Annotated in this window: 24 protein-coding genes; 23 read left to right on the forward strand and 1 reads right to left on the reverse strand. The window is 50.5% G+C overall.

All coding sequences use genetic code 11. The features are described from left to right. Positions 1 to 27 precede the first annotated feature (27 nt). The 13 genes from JIN85_RS14720 to JIN85_RS14780 all read left to right on the forward strand — a co-directional run bounded on the left by JIN85_RS14720 (position 28) and on the right by JIN85_RS14780 (position 7859). Positions 28 to 624, forward strand: coding sequence for a hypothetical protein (locus JIN85_RS14720; RefSeq protein ID WP_200272066.1), 597 nt, complete (start codon positions 28 to 30; stop codon positions 622 to 624). Continuing rightward, complete coding sequence (locus JIN85_RS14725; RefSeq protein ID WP_200272068.1) at positions 621 to 1139, forward strand: hypothetical protein; 519 nt, start codon at positions 621 to 623, stop codon at positions 1137 to 1139. Before JIN85_RS14720 ends, JIN85_RS14725 begins: the two co-directional genes overlap by 4 nt. After that, positions 1136 to 1783, forward strand: a complete 648-nt coding sequence (locus JIN85_RS14730) for a hypothetical protein (RefSeq protein ID WP_200272070.1) — start codon at positions 1136 to 1138, stop codon at positions 1781 to 1783. The genes JIN85_RS14725 and JIN85_RS14730 overlap by 4 nt, the downstream gene beginning before the upstream one ends. Further along, the gene (locus JIN85_RS14735) at positions 1780 to 2244 is read left to right on the forward strand and encodes a hypothetical protein (protein WP_200272072.1); all 465 of its coding nucleotides are present in this window, start codon (positions 1780 to 1782) and stop codon (positions 2242 to 2244) included. The genes JIN85_RS14730 and JIN85_RS14735 overlap by 4 nt, the downstream gene beginning before the upstream one ends. Further along, entirely contained in the window at positions 2241 to 2441 is a 201-nt protein-coding gene (locus JIN85_RS14740; RefSeq protein WP_200272074.1) for a hypothetical protein, read from the forward strand. Before JIN85_RS14735 ends, JIN85_RS14740 begins: the two co-directional genes overlap by 4 nt. 61 nt (positions 2442 to 2502) lie before the next feature. Beyond that, the gene (locus JIN85_RS14745; protein WP_200272076.1) at positions 2503 to 3105 is read left to right on the forward strand and encodes a J domain-containing protein; all 603 of its coding nucleotides are present in this window, start codon (positions 2503 to 2505) and stop codon (positions 3103 to 3105) included. Between the two features lie 549 nt (positions 3106 to 3654). Next, on the forward strand, positions 3655 to 4689 hold the full coding sequence (locus JIN85_RS14750; RefSeq protein ID WP_234047450.1) for a phage Gp37/Gp68 family protein: 1035 nt from the start codon (positions 3655 to 3657) through the stop codon (positions 4687 to 4689). Further along, positions 4686 to 4961 (forward strand): hypothetical protein, encoded by a 276-nt coding sequence (locus tag JIN85_RS14755; protein WP_200272081.1) that lies wholly within the window; start codon positions 4686 to 4688, stop codon positions 4959 to 4961. Before JIN85_RS14750 ends, JIN85_RS14755 begins: the two co-directional genes overlap by 4 nt. A gap of 213 nt (positions 4962 to 5174) precedes the next feature. Then, positions 5175 to 5447 (forward strand): hypothetical protein, encoded by a 273-nt coding sequence (locus JIN85_RS14760; RefSeq protein WP_200272083.1) that lies wholly within the window; start codon positions 5175 to 5177, stop codon positions 5445 to 5447. A 224-nt stretch (positions 5448 to 5671) separates the two neighbouring features. Continuing rightward, a complete protein-coding gene (locus JIN85_RS14765; RefSeq protein WP_200272085.1) occupies positions 5672 to 6673 on the forward strand; it encodes a DNA-methyltransferase in 1002 nt (333 codons plus the stop codon). A 10-nt stretch (positions 6674 to 6683) separates the two neighbouring features. After that, positions 6684 to 6974, forward strand: a complete 291-nt coding sequence (locus JIN85_RS14770) for a MarR family transcriptional regulator (RefSeq protein ID WP_200272086.1) — start codon at positions 6684 to 6686, stop codon at positions 6972 to 6974. Then, entirely contained in the window at positions 6971 to 7201 is a 231-nt protein-coding gene (locus JIN85_RS14775) for a hypothetical protein (protein WP_200272088.1), read from the forward strand. The genes JIN85_RS14770 and JIN85_RS14775 overlap by 4 nt, the downstream gene beginning before the upstream one ends. A 196-nt stretch (positions 7202 to 7397) precedes the next feature. Further along, complete coding sequence (locus JIN85_RS14780) at positions 7398 to 7859, forward strand: hypothetical protein (RefSeq protein ID WP_200272090.1); 462 nt, start codon at positions 7398 to 7400, stop codon at positions 7857 to 7859. A gap of 1 nt (position 7860) precedes the next feature. Here the strand turns inward: JIN85_RS14780 and JIN85_RS14785 are convergent, their stop codons facing one another. After that, entirely contained in the window at positions 7861 to 8301 is a 441-nt protein-coding gene (locus tag JIN85_RS14785) for a helix-turn-helix domain-containing protein (RefSeq protein WP_200272092.1), read from the reverse strand. 155 nt (positions 8302 to 8456) lie between these two features. On the opposite strand from JIN85_RS14785, the gene JIN85_RS14790 reads away from it, so the two are divergent. From JIN85_RS14790 to JIN85_RS14835, 10 genes are all read left to right on the forward strand, one after another. Then, positions 8457 to 8645 (forward strand): hypothetical protein, encoded by a 189-nt coding sequence (locus tag JIN85_RS14790; RefSeq protein ID WP_200272094.1) that lies wholly within the window; start codon positions 8457 to 8459, stop codon positions 8643 to 8645. After that, positions 8642 to 9016: a hypothetical protein gene (locus JIN85_RS14795; RefSeq protein WP_200272096.1), complete on the forward strand. Its 375-nt coding sequence runs from the start codon at positions 8642 to 8644 to the stop codon at positions 9014 to 9016. The genes JIN85_RS14790 and JIN85_RS14795 overlap by 4 nt, the downstream gene beginning before the upstream one ends. 40 nt (positions 9017 to 9056) lie before the next feature. After that, on the forward strand, positions 9057 to 9350 hold the full coding sequence (locus JIN85_RS14800; RefSeq protein ID WP_200272098.1) for a hypothetical protein: 294 nt from the start codon (positions 9057 to 9059) through the stop codon (positions 9348 to 9350). Then, positions 9347 to 10324 carry an ATP-binding protein gene (locus JIN85_RS14805; RefSeq protein WP_200272099.1) on the forward strand — a complete coding sequence of 326 codons (978 nt, stop codon included), beginning with the start codon at positions 9347 to 9349 and terminating at the stop codon, positions 10322 to 10324. Before JIN85_RS14800 ends, JIN85_RS14805 begins: the two co-directional genes overlap by 4 nt. An 11-nt stretch (positions 10325 to 10335) precedes the next feature. Continuing rightward, positions 10336 to 10701 (forward strand): hypothetical protein, encoded by a 366-nt coding sequence (locus tag JIN85_RS14810; RefSeq protein WP_200272101.1) that lies wholly within the window; start codon positions 10336 to 10338, stop codon positions 10699 to 10701. A gap of 4 nt (positions 10702 to 10705) precedes the next feature. Next, positions 10706 to 11533, forward strand: coding sequence for a DUF2303 family protein (locus tag JIN85_RS14815; RefSeq protein ID WP_200272103.1), 828 nt, complete (start codon positions 10706 to 10708; stop codon positions 11531 to 11533). Beyond that, entirely contained in the window at positions 11530 to 12030 is a 501-nt protein-coding gene (locus JIN85_RS14820; protein ID WP_200272105.1) for a DUF669 domain-containing protein, read from the forward strand. Before JIN85_RS14815 ends, JIN85_RS14820 begins: the two co-directional genes overlap by 4 nt. Positions 12031 to 12052: 22 nt before the next feature. Next, positions 12053 to 12265: a hypothetical protein gene (locus JIN85_RS22120; RefSeq protein WP_200272107.1), complete on the forward strand. Its 213-nt coding sequence runs from the start codon at positions 12053 to 12055 to the stop codon at positions 12263 to 12265. A 232-nt stretch (positions 12266 to 12497) separates the two neighbouring features. Continuing rightward, positions 12498 to 13781, forward strand: coding sequence for an AAA family ATPase (locus tag JIN85_RS14830; RefSeq protein WP_200272109.1), 1284 nt, complete (start codon positions 12498 to 12500; stop codon positions 13779 to 13781). 146 nt (positions 13782 to 13927) lie between these two features. Beyond that, positions 13928 to 14544 (forward strand): hypothetical protein (locus tag JIN85_RS14835; RefSeq protein WP_200272111.1); only part of this gene is annotated, 617 nt, incomplete at its 3' end.

The following is a 14544-nucleotide window of genomic DNA, read 5'->3' on the forward strand; positions in this document are numbered from 1 at the left end:
TCAGGGTGAACTAAACAAAACGCGAAGATGAACACGAACCACATGATCGAGGCAAAAATTGACGGGCTGGAATATTTGGCTCCGAACACGACAAAACGCGAAGAGGCGCTTGCCCAAGCGTTGACCTACCTTCTTGAACAAACGGTCGACCAAGACCTTGCCCACGGGATTGAGTTGACTGAGGGTGAGAAGGATGCACGGGAGATCGCGCTCTTGGCGCTTGCTCCTGATTCGATTGAGCCGCAAGAGCCGGTGTCAGTGCCGTGGGAATGGAAAGTTGCTGATGATGACCCACGGTTCGTCTACGCACTGAATGAGGGTGGAACTAACCTCTTTCACTTCAAGATTGAGCCAGGTAAGGATGACGATGGCGACGCGATCAGCCCTGAACAATTGGCAAAGATTGCCCGGATTGCGAAGTCCGCACCGTTGTTGTTCACGCAGCTGAGCACGCTGGTTGGAGCGGTGCTGGCGATTTGTGAGCATTACAAGTTTGAGGAAGATTTTCCGCTTCGATTGGTAGACAACAACTCAGGCGAAGAGAGTGACACGACATTCCATCAGCTTTTGAGGACGGCGATTCGCACGCTTGCTGACGTGAAGGGAAAGGAGGAAGCTCAGTGAAAAATACACCTTTGGATCAGCTGATTTTGGTTCTCCCATACCTCGAACAGCTCCGTGATGATGAGAAAAAGTCCTCAGCGCCTACCTACAAGGAAGGAGTGGTGTCTAAGTTGGTGAATGAGACTCGCTCGATTATTGATGAGGCAGAAAAAAGCGCGGTCTGCCACACGACAAAACGCGAAGAATACAGAGCGGTAATGATTGAGGCAGGTGCGAAATCGGCAGCTCTTGCGAAGGAGCACCCACCGCACGCGATGCCGGAGGAATACTATGTTGAGCTTGGAAAGTTCCAAAGAGCGCGGACGCTTTTTCATCAACAGCTGGATTTGATCAGCGCCGCACTCAGCTCAGCCGCCCCCGATCTGTTAGCCGTGGTAGAACATGGCTTGAGAACGTTCGACGAGCATCCTCCGAATCCAAATGACGATGGTCGGCAATGCATCTGTTCGCAATGTGAGTTCGTTCGCTCGGCACGCGCAGTGGTCGCAAGAGCAACAGGAAAGGAGGTCGCGTGAGCGCAACACCATACCAAGAGGGCGGGCCTGATTATCCAGAAACGCCAACGCCACAATTTTTGCGTGGCTCAATGATGAAGGCAGCAAAGCTTGCAGCGGAATTCGCAGGCCACGAGCTTGTTCGGCATGGAGTCCTTATGTCGGACGAAGGATTTGAACTCGTCTGCAAAGAGCTTCTTGTTGGAATTACTCACGCTGTTGCATTGACGGTTACTCAGGTCGATAAGCTGACTCCAGAAGCGCACGACTGGGCGAAAGAGACGGCTATCAAGTTCTTGGCATGGGACCCTGCTAAGTCCGGTATTAGAGAAATTCAGTCCGGCGCGGATCTGATTTATGCCGAACGTGAGCGCCAAATCAGCGATGAAGGATGGACGCCGGAGCATGATGCCGCACATGAAAACTTCGAGTTGTCTCAAGCTGCAGCCGCTTACCTCGAACACATGTATTCACGATCTTGGGTTATCGAATCATTTGACGATAATAGATACCAAAAGGAACCGCCTAACAAAGACATTTGGCCGGACGACTGGGATCTCCGATGGTTCAAACCAAAATCACCAATGCAGGATTTGATTCGCGCCGGGGCACTCATCGCCGCCGAGATCGATCGTCTTCAACGGGCTGGGAAGGAGGGTAAATGAGTGAGCTAAAACTAAAAGTCGGCGGTGTATATAAAAGCCGCGAGGGCGAAGAGGTAAGAATCGTCCATCATACTGTGGGCTTGGTTTATTCATTTCTCGGTGACAATGGCCAAGCATACAAAGAAAATGGGGACTATTGGTTTAAACGCCACAGTCGTGACTTGATCGAAGAGGTCACGTCCACGCCGAAAACAGAGCGAAGTGTAAGCCAATTGAACCCAATCAAAGACGGCGGGCCAGCGTTTGCTATTCATGGGTTTTACGTGAATGGCGACGTGTCTTCTTTCGGGGAAACCATCTGTCATAACGGCATGAGCCTGCGCGACTATTTTGCCGCAAAAGCTTTGCCATCAATTTACAATACGGGAGTCGGCGAATTATCAGAATATGAGATCGCCCACGACTGCTATCGAATGGCCGACGCCATGCTAGCGGCTCGCGAGGAAAGGAGGGGATCATGAGCGACATCGAGAAAGTCGAATGCACTGTGGTCGGCGAAAGCGACCTCGCTTATCAACTCCGCGACAAGGCGTCAGAATCGCGGGTGGCGTGGTTTCCGAAGTCGCAAGTCTCATTCGCGAGACGGAACCGGACAACCGGCGAGTCCCTAGCGGAGATTCCGCTTTGGCTTCTGAATCAGAAAGGATGGAACGCATGATTTTCGTCCTCATCTCACACACGGTTTTCTTTTTGTTAGTAATTAAATTTTGGAATAAGTTATGAATGAGTCATATCCACTCAATTGGCCAGAAGGCTGGCCACGCCATGGCGGAGATCGTGAATACGGGCAATTTAAAGGCACGCAGGGCAAGGTCCAATTAGAGCTTCTGGCTGAAATTGATAAACTGGTGCTTGGGAAAGAAGCGGCGAGATATACCATGGCTGATGGCCTTGTTATCATTTCCACAAATGTTCCTCTCAAGCGGAATGGCCTACCATATGCCAATCAGAAAGAGCCTGAGGATCCCGGTGTGGCGGTATATTTCCAACGGAAAGGAAAGCAGCAGTGTTTCGCCTGTGATAAGTATGATCGGGTGTGGAAAAACATGAGGGCGATCCAGCGCACAATAGAGGCTCTTCGCGGCATCGAACGCTGGGGAAGCTCTGACATGCTCGATCGCGCATTCACTGGCTTCGTTGGGCTTCCAGCGCCAGGTCCTAGGCCATGGTGGGAGGTATTGGGAATGAACGGAACTGAGTCGAAAGAGGCGATCAAAGAGCGGTACCGCGAACTTGCAAAACGCCATCATCCAGACATCGGGGGGAATCCCGATCAATTCGCAGAAATAAACACAGCTTATCAGGAAGCGATAAAATCATGAGTGAAAATACAAAGATCGATCCAGTCGATGGGCGGATAGCTGGCTCAATAAAAACAGCTGCACGGAGAATCGGTATCAGTTTGAATTCCTATCTGGAGCACCGCGAGCAAGGAGAGAAATGGTGTTTCAGCTGTAGAGAGTGGAAACCTATTCATTTATTCAATCGGGAAAGTTCACGTTCTGATGGACTTCACCCTAAGTGCCGGGGTTGCCAAAGAAATCACAGCAAAATATCCTATACTCCCAAGGAAAGGGCTAATGGAAGGCGGTTTGTATCAGCACGAGATAACGATCGGCTGCAAGCGAGAGGTCGAGTCAACCATTTAGTGAGGATTGGAAAGATTCCCGATCCTAACAAACTAACTTGTTCCAAGTGTGGGCACATTGGAGAGGGTTTAAGGCATGAATATCATCATCACAGGGGATATGGGAAGCAGCATCATGAGGATGTTGTTTGCCTGTGTTCAAAGTGCCACGGAGCACTGCATTTTAACTCTAAAAGGAAAAGGAAAAGAAATGGGCAGTTCAACTAATATAGCTTGGTGCGATATGACATTCAACCCATGGACGGGTTGCACGAAAGTTTCGCCGGGTTGCGCGAATTGCTATGCTGAAGGATGGAGTAAGCGATCTGGGATTGTGAAATGGGGAATGGGACAGCCGCGCCGTCGGACGAGCGAGGCAAACTGGAAGCTTCCGCTGAAGTGGAACCGAGAGGGGCACTTGAACTATGAAAAAAGAAACGGCTATCGGCCAAAGGTCTTTTGCGCATCACTGGCTGATTGGCTTGACCACGAGGTTCCGCATGGCTGGCGCGTGGATTTACTGAATCTCATCGCTGAAACGCCATATCTTGATTGGTTGCTTCTCACGAAACGCCCCGAAAGCTGGAGCGCAAGACTGCATGAATGTGCCTACGCCTCACCACTCGCTGCGGAGTGGATCAACGGCAATCCTCCGCCCAACGTCTGGGTTGGCACCACGGTTGAGGATCAAGCGCGGGCAGATGAACGCATTCCCCTGTTGTTAGAGATACCGGCTAAGGTTCGCTTCCTAAGTTGCGAGCCATTGCTTGGACCAGTGACGTTGCCTTACATTGACTTCCCGCAAGCATGGGAGATCGCAAAGTCGGCTCCTTCAGCTCAACACGATCCACTTTGCTCATACCGGAAATCTGGCGGTGGTATCTTATGCGATTGTGACGTCCTAACGAAACGATCCGGGATGGACGGAATTCACTGGGTGATTTGTGGTGGCGAGTCTGGTCCCGGTGCACGTCCTATGCATCCAGATTGGGCTAGGTTATTGCAACAGCAATGTGAGGAACAAGGGGTTTCGTTCTTGTTCAAGCAATGGGGTGAATGGTGCCCGGCGACCGAAGGTTTCGGTGTTACTGGAAACGTGATGCCTGACACTGGCGAAAAGTTTCGTTGGATAGGTTGGGACGGGAAAACTAAGAATCCGAGTTTTCATGGTTTGGTTCCCCCTGTGATGGCCATTGCTAAACAAGGGAAGCAACGCGCTGGGCGTCTTCTCGATGGCCGTGAGTGGAATGAATTTCCGAAGGCGGGAGGTGAGAAATGAGCACTGGATCAAAGACCCCGGAGACGGACGCCATAGCTGATTCACTTACTCCAAAGTGGATCCAATACTCGCCGATGACCAAGGACTTGCTGGATCATGGCCGCAAGCTCGAACGCGAGCGGAATGAACTTCGGCAGATTTTGGATGAAATCAGCAAGCGTGCGGACGAAGCTAATGAGGATTCCGTTTGGAAAGACATCGGTTGGATTACGTCAACCGCCCACAACGCCGTCATGCACCAACAACGGGGTCACGGAAAAAATCATGAATAAAATAATAACTAATCACGATCTTGCACCCTCGTGGTGGGAAAAACAATTCACGTGTGAAGAACTTCGCAAGCTGGCGGCTGAACATGGGATTATTCGAGGGCGCGATAAATTGGACTGCGCAATAAATATTCGGGAAGGGAAAACGCGAAAAGGTATAATCGTCACATTTGAGGTTAATTGCTTCATCCAAACCTCTCAATTGGGGGCTAAAAAATGATCGCTACAACCGAAGAAATAGACGCTGCAATTGAAGCTTATGCTCAAAAGCGAATTCCTCATGGAGACGATCAGAATCACCGTGACGCTCTCGGCGAGGCTCTTCGCACATTTCGTCCATTCAATTCAATGGAGCTGCTGAAGGCGGAAAACGCTTACAGGCAGCATAGATCACCAAAGCGATGGGACGGCGTTCCATGGGGCGAGTGCGGGGCAAGAAATCACCGGTCAGGTATCCAAGCGGCTCTTAATTCTTTATTAAACGACTAAACGCATGAGCAATGAAGCTAACAATACGGCAACAGTTTTGACAGCTGAGATGATTCGGGAAATGGAAGCGCACCGCCCATTCACTTTCAAGCGGCCAATGGACCGGTGGCAGTGGTGCGCGGACTATCTTAACGAATCGCTACGAAATCCAGAGACGGTTTGCGACTGCTGCAATGTCGCTCGCGATGGAGAGATTATGGATCATTTACCACATCCCTGAATCAATGATCCCCACCTGCCAAATCATCATTGGCGATTGTATCGAGCAACTTCGCAAGTTGCCCGCTGAGTCGGTTCATTGTGTCGTGACCTCGCCGCCTTACTACGGCCTTCGCGACTATGGAATGAAGGGACAGATCGGACTTGAGAAAACACCTGCTGAGTTCCTCAGGAAGCTCGTGGAGGTTTTCGAGGAGGTCCGGCGCGTGCTTCGCAAGGATGGAACGTGCTGGGTGAACATGGGTGATAGCTATGCTGGCTCATGGGGAGCGCAGGGGCGATCAGGTGCAATGGCAAACAGAAGCGTGATTGCGGCAAGACAGATCGATTCCGCCCCCAAGCGAGTTTCCAAGGCAGGGACCATCCCAGGAGGATGTGGTTTGAAGCCTAAAGACATGATGGGCATGCCTTGGCGGCTCGCGTTCGCTTTGCAAGATGCGGGCTGGTACCTACGACAGGACATCATTTGGTCAAAGCCGAACCCGATGCCGGAAAGCGTGCAGGATCGGTGCTGCAAGTCGCATGAGTATCTTTTCTTGCTCACGAAATCGGCCCGTTATCACTGGGAGGCGGATGCTATTGCTGAAGCGATTTCAGATGAATCACGCGCAAGGTATCAAAGGGCGGTCGACAACGCAGAAAAATACGATCCAACCCGACACAAGAACGGTGATTCCTCCATGCATAATAGCCCGATGGAGGTCCTGACTCGGGCGGCGGCTCGTGTTGCTGAAAAAGGAACGCGAACGAAGCGGAGCGTTTGGACGGTACCAACTATGTCGTTCAGCGGTGCTCACTTCGCAACTTATCCGCCAGACCTTGTAAAGCCATGCATTTTGGCAGGCTGTCCGGCAGGCGGCACGGTGCTTGATCCATTCGGTGGTTCAGGCACGACAGGACTCGTAGCTCTTGAACTCGGGAGGTCAGCAATCCTCTTGGAGCTCAATCCCGAGTATGCCGCGATTGCGAAGCGGAGGTGTGACATCACTCCCGGATTCAACCTTTAAAATTTTCCAAATGAAACAATACGAGAAACTATTACAACTTGCGCGAAATGAGAACCTGAGTCGCGCCGGGGTTCACACGCTGGTTTGCCTGGCATCAGCTGAGGGAAACATGCTTGGCCTGAAAGAGCTTGTGAATCGATGTGGCGGTTCACCGGCAAGTTACACGTCGGTTATCGATACGCTTGCGGAGCGGGGACTGGTAGCGCGTGAGACGACGGAGAAGGATCGCCGAAAATACATGATCCGGCTGACACGGGCAGGGAAGAAGCTCATTGGAAAATTGGAGGGGGAGGCGGTATGAGCCGCAAAATTGACCCCTACAACGTCAGTATCCGTGGCGTGAAACTTGACCCGCAGCTCATTTGCAGGTTGTTCGGCATCTCGGATATGGGGCAGCAGCAGGCCATTAAAAAACTGCTGAGAGCCGGTTCGAAGCACAAGACTTGGCGTCAGGACATGGAAGAGGCCGGAACGTCAATCCAGCGGTCGCTTGAAATTGAGGAAGGGATGAATACAATTGAGGTTTGAATTCGCTTGGCCGATGCGATTTAGGTCGCTCTAATAGTTCAAGTGAACTACAGGCGTCCCTCTTTATTCGATCAAGCTCTTATCGGAGGGCTGATTCTGGTAGCGATCGGGCTGATTGAGGCTATCAAAGCTCTTTTCCATTGGATGGCTTCGTTTTGAGCTTGTTTCGCCCTATTCAGCTGAATAGAGAGAACTGATGGCTGCAGTTTTGCTATCAGTTTGCATTCTGGTAATTTTCCTGACATTAGCGCAGGAGGGTTCTCTTATCGATAGCAATTCGCGCTACAAAAGCCCGCGATTAGTGGCTTTGGTTGTTGGAATATTGCTTTGTTTAGCAGTGCTTCTGCCATTCATAGAGAGAGTGCTTGGCAGTCCTGGAGTCCGATTCGACCCAGCGATTGTGGCATTTCGTAATGGAGAATTAGTTGTCTCAACGGATGAGGCAGATAGCCGAAATGTAATAATTTTTTATCGCGAGTGGTCGTGGTTTAAGTTCAAAAAAGAAGGTGAGTGGAGAGCACGGCCAGATAGCCGTGGAGGTTGGTATTATCGCGATGGTGCCGAATGGAAAAACGTTCCATCGGAAATATTGGAAAATCCAGAAGGGGGCGCTAGTCGGAGCTATGGTTTGGATAATCGCGGCTATTATGCGCAGTGAATTACATTTCCTTTGCGTAGAAATGGCGAAGGAAGTGGAGAGTCTCAACGGCGATCTTGGAATAATGAGGGTCTGCGCCTTGCTCCCACTCGTGAACGATTCGAGTAACGGCCGCGCCGATCTTCGGCAGCTTTTTTGTTTCAACCGATGGCAAGTATGCTTCCTCGCTTGGTTCACTGACTCTCAAAATGGTTTCGAGTAATGCGGCAACATCTTCGTTTTCTTCAGCCAGGGCGGAAAGACGAGCCGCTGTTGGTGAAATTCTACCCTCTGAAGTTTGAATTGGTTGGATTGAAACTCCGAGAACGTCAGAAAGCTGGTCAACAATATCGCTTGATAGCTCGCTGATGCCACCATTCGAAGATAGCAGCTTCGTGATATAGGATCGATGCTTGCCAATTTTCAATGAAAGAGTGGAGGCATTTAATCCTTTCTCTTTCATGGCGTTAAGTATAGTTGTCTTCGTTTGCGGGGTGATTTTCATACGCGCGTTCTATTGAGATAATTTCTCAATTACGAGTGTAAAAAGCGACAAATTGAATTTATTTCAACTTTTCACTTGTAGAATCTGCAGCAACATGTTCCTTTTGCGGCGACATGAAGAGCTTGAAAGTTTACGACGACGTCCACCGCGATATTAAGGTGGAAGCCGCACGATCGGGCCGGACGACTACAAACTTAGCAAGCGAGTTGATGCGTGCGGGTTTGAAAGCCGTGAAGGCGGGGAAACTAAAACTCGGCAAGGTGGCAACGCCAAGCCCAAAAATCAAAGGGGGTGTAAATTGAGCACCCACGCCAACATTTCCACCCCGAAATGCCCGAACCGGCGGATTCGCCCGGTTTACTCAATCGGCAAAACCGGTGACCGCTCAAAGCGAGCAGACGGCGCTGTGGTCACGAATCGGATGGGAGAATATATCGGGTTTTCTAAGAAAAAGAACAAGAGTGGTGAAGTGGTAAAGACTCACCACGTTCTTGATCTGAATTCTCGCCCGGCATCGCGGTCGATTTATATCCCGCGCAAATATCCTGAATGGACGTATTCCAAAAAGGAGAAGACAGCGGCGCACGGTCGCAAGCGATACACTCCTACTGTTCCTAACAAGGAAGCTTTCAAAACCCGAATTTTCAAGCAGGCGCTTGGGATTTCTAACTAAAAACTTTTCCCGTCCGGTTCTGCAAGGGTGGCGACCTCTAATGCCCAAGGTGCGGCCGGTGTCAAATAAGAGAGAGCCGGGCGGGGATATTTATCTGATAATTATTATGGTTGATTATTATACAAAAAAGGCGCGAGCCAATTGCTACAGAGCAGGACTCTGCGCCGCATGCTCGCTGCTTCCGCTGATCGGCTTCGCCTATTGTCTCCTCATCAGCTATGCCTACACCGGCATTGTCTGTGTTATGCTCGCCGTCCTTCTCTGGTTTGCCGCGATTAACTTCCTGCTTAACGCGGAAAACTATAAACAACGCGCTACTTACTATAAATTATGAGTTCTCTATCTAAAGTAACTAAGGGGATTCAGCGTCGCCCGCATTTCGTCGGACTCTACGGCCCCGGCGGTGTCGGCAAATCCAGCTTCGGAGCGTCCGCCCCAAATCCAATTTTCATCGGGACCGACGATGGACTTACTACGCTTGACGTAGCCAAGTTTCCGATTCCCAAGAACTGGGCTGAGGTGAAGTCGTTCCTTTCGGACCTTCTCATTGAAGATCACGAGTATGAATCGGTTGTAATCGATACGGTCAATGGACTTGAGCCGCTTCTGTTCAATCACATCATCAAGGAAGCCGGGGTGAAAAGCATCGAGGAAGTCGATGGCGGCTTCGGCAAAGGCTACGTTCGGGCAGAAGAGCAATGGGTTGAATTTTTCAACACCCTCAAGCGGCTGCGGAACAAGATGAACGTGATTGTCCTTGGCCATGCCAAAATCAAATCGTTCGAGGATCCGTACGAGAATGAGCGGTTCGACAAGTTCATCATCAAGATGAACGAGCGCGGTGCCGGACTATTCCATGAGAGCGTCGACAATATGTTCTTTGCCAACTTCAAGATCGCGACTCGCAAAGAAAAGGGATCGAAGAAAGCCAAGGCATTCGGCGAAGGCCACCGGGTCATGTTCACTGAAGAGCGCCCAGCATTCACCGCGAAGAGTCGCTTTGATCTGCCTTTTGAGATGCCTTTGAGCTGGGACGAGTTTGCAAAAGCCGCTGCTAAAATCCTGCCGATTGAAGAGGCGACTGAAGACAAGCTCGTCACGCTCTTCAAGGGCCGGGAGGACGCCAGCACTGCCTATCTGACGAGCATCGAATGGCTCGTGGAAGGTCAGGATTACACCCAGCTCCTTGCTGCCAAACGCAAGAAGATTCTCGCCCGACCTGATGACTTCATCAAGGCCGTCGATGAGTTCGCCGCGAACCAAGCAGCCGAACAAGCCGCACAACAAACCTCCGAAACTGAAGACTAACCATCCTCACCATGTCAGAAGAAAACGAAGAAACCAATGAGTTGCCTGGCAATATGTTTGCCAAGGTTCTCGGTGAAATCTCCCACGGAGACTTAGCCAGTCAGGCCAGTGAAGAAATGGCCAACCTCGTCAAAGCGGTATCAGAAACTAACAAGTCTGGATCGCTCACCCTCGTCATTTCAGTGAAGCCGCGCGGCCATGACAGTGGCCAAGTTGAACTCGCTGGAGAACTCAAACCAAAATGCCCAATCAAGGATGTCGCACCATCGATGTTCTTCACTACGGAGCATGGTCAACTAGTTCGGGATAATCCGAGACAGAAACAATTCCAATTCGGTGAACCAAAAGCCGTGAAACCATCAGCCTCTAATTTCTGAATTTATGGACATCGAACCAATCATTGAAGCCATCCGCACCCAATCAATTGAAGGTGGAATCATTAAGCCTGCGGGCTATCAAATTCATCACGAGGAAATTTTCCACGAGCTTCCTTCTCAAGCACGCGGCAAGATCGCAGCTAAATCTCTGGAATCGCTTGCTTCCTACACCATTCGTCACAATGGAAGTGGCACGGCTGTCTTCGCCGATATTGACTCGGACAAAATTACATCGGTGCTAGATTGGCATGATCCTGACACGGCTTCAGGATGGGGCAATCACAGAGTTTTCTATCAACTCAAATACACGGAAGATTGGGAGGCATGGAAAGGTGTTTCAGGTAGGCTTTTGGATCAGAAGAAATTTGCTGAATTCATTGAAGAAAACTTGGACTGCATTGAAAAGCCTTCCGCTGCCGAAGTTCTCAGTGTTGCAACCACGCTGTCTGGTAAACGTAATATTGAATTCACCTCGGTAACGAATCTTCACAACGGCGATCGTAGTATTGGCTGGAATGAAAAGACTGAGGCTAAAACTGCAGGGGACTTGAAGGTTCCATCGGAACTACTTCTGAAAATCCCGATCTTTGAGGGGGCAGAGAATGAATCGACATTCGAAATCCGAGCATTGTTCCGCTACCACATCAGTGACGGGAAATTGGGGTTCGAGGTGAAGCTTCAGAAAACCGAGAAGATTCACCGGGCGGCATTCAAGAACGTGGTCGGTGCGCTGCGTGAAATGCTGGTGAGTGAAGGATTGGATGAAGATTCGATCATCTTCGGTTCAGTCGCTGAAACTCCTCTTTCCACTCTTACTAATCATAAGGTATGAATCTGAACGATTACACATTCGAGGAGCCAGTTGAAAAGGAATTCTCAGTCTTTGAAGATGGGGAATATCCATTCACAATCCTCGAAATTAACGCTCTGACAACTAGCACTACTGGGAACCCAATGATTCCCTTGAAGCTCGAATTCACTGATGAGGACGAGAAAACAACGGTCTATGAGAACTTGGTTTTCACCGACAAGGCGAAATACAAGATCGACCAGTTCCTGAAGTGCGTTTGTGGAACTTTGAAGCCAGGTCGAAAGATCAACTTCGAAGATCCGGATTTTCTCAGATGGCTGCAAGTTCGAACAGGTCGAGCAAAACTCACTTCCGAGAAAGTGAAGGGCAAAGACTACCGCCGGAACAAAGTTGTCTCGTTCGTTTACGAATCCACATCGATTGAAGGGACTTCAGTCAGGACTCCCGCCGCAAAAGCTTCGCCGCCATCGACTCCGGTTGAGGCTGAGGTCATCGATGACGATGATATTCCGTTCTGAGTGAACCTAAATTGGAAAACATATGAGTAATTCATCATCAAGTTCGTCTAGTGGTATTAGCTTCCTTGGTCTTCTAGCGATTGTATTTATCACGCTCAAATTGACTGGGGCCATCCATTGGCCGTGGCTGTGGGTAGTTTCACCCCTGTGGATTCCAATCACGCTAATTTTGTTGGCTCTGGTTGGATACCTATTGGTCATGGTGGTTATGACCGTGCTGCGAAAGACTAAATAGCTACAGGGAATAATAGCCCTAGACACGCCTGACTCTTCGCAAGGGGAGTCGGGCATTTGGGGTGCCAGCCGAAAGGCATGATTCAAAAAAAGAAAGGGATCAACAACCGGATATTCATCATGAAATGACCTAATAGCACTCGGGCGATGAGCCGTTAGAAATTGATAAACTGGGAATTTAGAGTCGCCTCACCATGCCTTGTCGCGTGGTGGGGCATTCGGGGTGCAAAGTTATGAAAATTCTACAGCTCGAAATCAACGACGTGAAGCGAATCAGTGCGGTTGAAATCAACCCTACTACTGGAAAGCCCGTAATTCTAACTGGCGACAATGCCAACGGGAAATCGTCCGTTTTGGACGCGATCGTTCTCACACTCAGCAACACGGGTCTTGACGATCCAATCCGTCATGGACGGCCGTCAGGCTCAGTGAAAATCACGCTCGGCCAGGACAGGGCGGAGTATCTGGTTGAACGCAAAATCACGAAGAAAGGCTCATATCTGTCGGTTGTCGATGCCGCGGGGGTTCAAGTTCCTAAGGCACAAACATTCCTCAACGGACTTCTCGGCAACTATGCTTTCGATCCACTGGAATTCACCAAACTCAAGGCCAAGCAACAGGTCGAAGCTCTCAAACAGGCGGCGGGGCTGGATTTCACTGAACTCGATGCAAAACGGGCGCAGGCTTACGCGACTCGCACTGAGGTCAACCGTGAGGGCGTGGAGGTCAAAGCTCGCTTCGAAGCGATGGAAGCGCCTGCTGCTGATGTCCCGAACGAAGAGGTTTCTGCTACTACGTTGGTGGGAAATCTCCAAGAGCTTCGCGACAAGGCGATGGCTGTCGAACGTGCCAAGGAAGAGTCTGAGCGTGCCAAAGGCCAGTTGAATACTGCGGAAGCTGAGGTCAAAAGGATCAAGGCAGAACTGGACGCCGCCAAAGATCGTGCAGCCACAGCCGCCGAGAAGTTTGTGAAATCAGAGCACGCAGTGATTACGGCAACCGAGCAAGCCCCCGATGCCGATGCACTCCGAAAGGCTCAAGATGCCGTGGAGGCCGTCGATAAGACCAATGCTGCAGTTCGTTCCGCTCGTCTCTATCGCGAGACTGAGGCGCGATTGAAAGAACTCTGCTTGCGGGCTGGAAACCTCAACCGGGAAATCGAAGTGGTTGACGAGAAGAAGCTGGATCTCGTGAAGAACGCCGCCATGCCGCTGGATGGACTCGAACTGACTGACGAAGGCGTCATGTTCAACGGGACGTTCTTCAATCAGCTCTCCACCGCCGAACAAATCCGGATTTCGACGCTGGTTGCCATGGCTCAAAACCCAAAGCTCCGAATTGTGATGATTCGCGAGGGGGCTTTGATGAACACGACGAATCTCGAAATGATTTCTCAATTGGCCGAAGGCAGCGATTACCAACTTTGGATTGAGAAGTTCCAAGAGAACCCATCAAGCACGGGACTTCACATTGTGGATGGAGCGATCGCGTTCGAAGACGGTCAGGCCGTCGCCTGATTATGGCAGTTTTATTAACTATAAATATAAATATCATGTGTGATTTTCATTCAATTGTAGTGCGTCGAGACGGCGCTGTCGCCCACATTCCTGGCAACTCTCATTCTGGCGCGGTAGAGGCTGCTGGCTGGAGGGAAAACGACCAGATGTCAGATTTTCGAGGTTCTTATTTTGTCGAGGCGGAATGGGACGGGAAGGGGGATTTCACTCCCAAGAAAATCACTCGCGGAGAGATGAATGATAAGCAGAAGCGGGTCATCAATAATCATTACTCAGCTCTGAAAAAGCTTCTCAGCGATCCAGCAGAGCACGCTGAACGCATGTGCCTAGGAGCCGGGATCTTCGCAAAGCCGGAATATGGAGACATTCGCTGGAAAGTCATGATCGATCCACGGACTCCTGAATCGGTAATTGAGAAAATCGCCGAAACTGAGTTATACGCCGACGGCTCATCGATCTCATTCCTGCACCCGAAAGTTTCCCGCATTGAAGGAGTGATCCGCGTTGCTGATGGCTCGATTATTGAAGCACCAGCACTCACCAAGTCCGGTTACGTCGACGTTAGCGAGAACGCGACCTTCACTGCGCCAGCACTCACCGAAGTGTCCGGTTCCGTCTACGTCAGCGAGAACGCGACCTTCACTGCGCCAGCACTCACCGAAGTGTCCGGTTCCGTCGACGTTAGCGAGAACGCGACCTTCACTGCGCCAGCACTCACCGAAGTGTCCGGTTACGTCTACGTCAGCGAGAACGCGACCTTCAC

This window comes from Luteolibacter pohnpeiensis, from assembly GCF_016595435.1.
In the GTDB taxonomy this organism is placed as follows: domain Bacteria; phylum Verrucomicrobiota; class Verrucomicrobiia; order Verrucomicrobiales; family Akkermansiaceae; genus Luteolibacter; species Luteolibacter pohnpeiensis.

Coding starts and splice junctions, on each gene's coding strand:
- JIN85_RS14785 (WP_200272092.1), bottom strand. CDS start 8,301: ATGAAAGAGAAAGGATTAAATGCCTCCACTCTTTCATTGAAAATTGGC.
- JIN85_RS14720 (WP_200272066.1), top strand. CDS start 28: ATGAACACGAACCACATGATCGAGGCAAAAATTGACGGGCTGGAATAT.
- JIN85_RS14800 (WP_200272098.1), top strand. CDS start 9,057: ATGCCCAAGGTGCGGCCGGTGTCAAATAAGAGAGAGCCGGGCGGGGAT.
- JIN85_RS14765 (WP_200272085.1), top strand. CDS start 5,672: ATGATCCCCACCTGCCAAATCATCATTGGCGATTGTATCGAGCAACTT.
- JIN85_RS14770 (WP_200272086.1), top strand. CDS start 6,684: ATGAAACAATACGAGAAACTATTACAACTTGCGCGAAATGAGAACCTG.
- JIN85_RS14755 (WP_200272081.1), top strand. CDS start 4,686: ATGAGCACTGGATCAAAGACCCCGGAGACGGACGCCATAGCTGATTCA.
- JIN85_RS14810 (WP_200272101.1), top strand. CDS start 10,336: ATGTCAGAAGAAAACGAAGAAACCAATGAGTTGCCTGGCAATATGTTT.
- JIN85_RS14830 (WP_200272109.1), top strand. CDS start 12,498: ATGAAAATTCTACAGCTCGAAATCAACGACGTGAAGCGAATCAGTGCG.
- JIN85_RS14775 (WP_200272088.1), top strand. CDS start 6,971: ATGAGCCGCAAAATTGACCCCTACAACGTCAGTATCCGTGGCGTGAAA.
- JIN85_RS14745 (WP_200272076.1), top strand. CDS start 2,503: ATGAATGAGTCATATCCACTCAATTGGCCAGAAGGCTGGCCACGCCAT.
- JIN85_RS14815 (WP_200272103.1), top strand. CDS start 10,706: ATGGACATCGAACCAATCATTGAAGCCATCCGCACCCAATCAATTGAA.
- JIN85_RS14805 (WP_200272099.1), top strand. CDS start 9,347: ATGAGTTCTCTATCTAAAGTAACTAAGGGGATTCAGCGTCGCCCGCAT.
- JIN85_RS22120 (WP_200272107.1), top strand. CDS start 12,053: ATGAGTAATTCATCATCAAGTTCGTCTAGTGGTATTAGCTTCCTTGGT.
- JIN85_RS14760 (WP_200272083.1), top strand. CDS start 5,175: ATGATCGCTACAACCGAAGAAATAGACGCTGCAATTGAAGCTTATGCT.
- JIN85_RS14790 (WP_200272094.1), top strand. CDS start 8,457: ATGAAGAGCTTGAAAGTTTACGACGACGTCCACCGCGATATTAAGGTG.
- JIN85_RS14740 (WP_200272074.1), top strand. CDS start 2,241: ATGAGCGACATCGAGAAAGTCGAATGCACTGTGGTCGGCGAAAGCGAC.
- JIN85_RS14820 (WP_200272105.1), top strand. CDS start 11,530: ATGAATCTGAACGATTACACATTCGAGGAGCCAGTTGAAAAGGAATTC.
- JIN85_RS14750 (WP_234047450.1), top strand. CDS start 3,655: ATGACATTCAACCCATGGACGGGTTGCACGAAAGTTTCGCCGGGTTGC.
- JIN85_RS14780 (WP_200272090.1), top strand. CDS start 7,398: ATGGCTGCAGTTTTGCTATCAGTTTGCATTCTGGTAATTTTCCTGACA.
- JIN85_RS14735 (WP_200272072.1), top strand. CDS start 1,780: ATGAGTGAGCTAAAACTAAAAGTCGGCGGTGTATATAAAAGCCGCGAG.